Source organism: Pseudoalteromonas sp. S1650 (genome assembly GCF_005887195.1).
Lineage (GTDB): Bacteria > Pseudomonadota > Gammaproteobacteria > Enterobacterales > Alteromonadaceae > Pseudoalteromonas > Pseudoalteromonas simplex.
On the sequence record NZ_PNDF01000057.1, the window covers coordinates 1 to 2260 of the forward strand.

The 2260-nt window shown below is 41.3% G+C and carries 2 protein-coding genes; both read right to left on the minus strand.

The features are described 5' to 3' along the window. Positions 1-91: 91 nt before the first annotated feature. Positions 92-763, minus strand: coding sequence for a GntR family transcriptional regulator (locus CWB80_RS16220; protein WP_138602780.1), 672 nt, complete (start codon positions 761-763; stop codon positions 92-94). 120 nt (positions 764-883) lie between these two features. Then, a partial coding sequence (locus tag CWB80_RS16225; RefSeq protein ID WP_138686287.1) for an aldehyde dehydrogenase (NADP(+)) occupies positions 884-2260 on the minus strand: 1377 nt, incomplete at its 5' end.

Here is a 2260-nt window from a genome sequence, read left to right on the forward strand (position 1 = left end):
ACTTCTGTATTATTGCTGCTGGAAAGCGAAAGCAATGCCTAAAGTTATAAATTAGAGTTTAATAGCCTGTACTAGTTGCTAGGTATATTTTTTAATTACTTTTTTCACCTTCTAATTTTATTAGTAATTTTTTTATATCGTTTTTAGCTTTAACAATATGATTTTTTAAATATTCACAGGCATTTTGACAGTCTTTTTTTCTGCATAACTCGAGTAAAGTACGGTGCTCTTCAGGAGCTTTTGTTAAACCACCTGCCAATAAAATATGCATACGTACATAGCGCTCAGAGTTTTTACTATACATATCAACCAGCTCACGGGTTTGTGGGCGCGCGGCGCGGCTGTATAATTTAGCATGAAACTGACTGTTTAAATCTCCAGTAGCTAAATGAGTATCGCCAGCGTCCATAGCGCTTTCAAGCTCAGCTAAAATTAATTCTGCATCAATTAAATCCTGATCAGTTAAATTATTTATCGAATGTTTTAGTAGTTCCGCTTCGAGCAATGCTCTTAAATCAAAAATCTCATCAATTTGAGATGCCGAAAGCTGTGTAGCAGTCGCACCTTTATGAGCTTCAAAGTTGACTAACCCTTCAGCTTCGAGTTGAAGCAAAGCTTCACGTACTGGAATCCGACTTACGTTTAGCTCAGTGGCTAATGCTGCTTGACGTAATGGATCTCCCGCTTTGATTTCACCTGAAAGAATTTTTTCGCGGATAGCTTCTGCAACAAGCTGAGTTCGAGTTTTATGTTCTATGGCCATAGTAATTTATATAAATTGCATTTAATATGCATTATACCTATGAAAACACGCATGCCAAGTTAGAATCCTTCATAATAAAGAGATAGCGGGAAATGCAATTTCTACTCCCGCTACAATTAACTAAGACTGATAGCAAATTGGTCGCAAAAATCTCAACATTGCATTTAACCCAACAGAAGTGCTGCGAACATCTGTGGAGCTTGGAAAAGGTCCACCATGGTTCATTGAGCCACATACTTCTACGCCGGTTGGCATTTGATTGTGTATTAAACGCCCTACTTTGTATTTCAGCTCTTCTATAACGTGTTCAGCTTTAGCTAAATCATCAGCGCTGTCATGCACACTTGCCGTAAGCTGCCCTTCAAGCGCTGCTACTAGTAAGCTTAACTGCTCCATGCTTTCATAACGAACCAATAAAGCGGCTGGGCCAAATACTTCTTCACGTAACATTGGAGTTGCTAAATAGGTATCAACATTACATGCAAATACGTGGGCATTACCATGAAAGTCTTCTGTGAGTTCCCCTTTAGCAATAAGCTCTACGTTTTCGAGCTCACTGCGCTGGCTAACTTGCTTTTTAAAGGTCTTCACAATACCTGGGGTTAATAAAGTATCTGAGGCGGCTGCACTAATGCAGTTGGCTACCTCGGCTTCTAATTCATTACAGCCCGTTGGTACCAGCCATAAGCCAGGACTGGTACAAAATTGGCCATTACCCATTAGCATTGATTGGCAAAGAGCTTCAGCCATAGCTTTACCTTCATTTTGCGCTTTATTGGGTAAAACTATTTGTGGGTTTATGCTACCTAGCTCACCATAAAATGGAATTGGCTCTTGGCGTTTCGCTATAGTAGCTTGCAGTAAGTTAGCCACATTAAACGACCCAGTAAAACCGACTGCTTTAATGGCCGGAGCTGCGACTAATTGATGCGAAATATCGTAAACATCACTTTGCAGCACTGAAAATACACCTAGCGGCATATCACATTCTTTAATCGCAGCAAGCGCTGCACGAGCCATTAGCTCCCCTGTGCCTGGATGCGCAGTATGATTTTTAACAACCACTGGGCAGCCTGCTGCAAGTGCGGCGGCGGTATCCCCCCCGAGTGTTGAAAATGCATACGGAAAATTAGACGCACCAAATACAGCTACAGGCCCAAGCGGTAAGTAATTAAGCTCTGTACGAGGTTTAGGTAGTGGCGAGCGATTACTATCAGCTTCATCAATCAGCTTTAAACCTAGTGGTGAATCTGGGTTTTCACGCAGTGCACTGGCAAATGCTTTTAACTGATTAACCGTGCGCATTCGCTCACCTTGTAAGCGTGCCATAGGTAAATTGGTTTCTTGCGCTGTTTGCGTTAGTAAATCATCGCCAAGTGCTAAAACTTGCTCTGCAATACACTCTAAAAAATCTGCACGCTGACTAAAACTCGTTTTTCTGTACTCGATAAAAGCATTATCAGCAGCATCAACTCCTGTATTTAACTCAGAACTCGT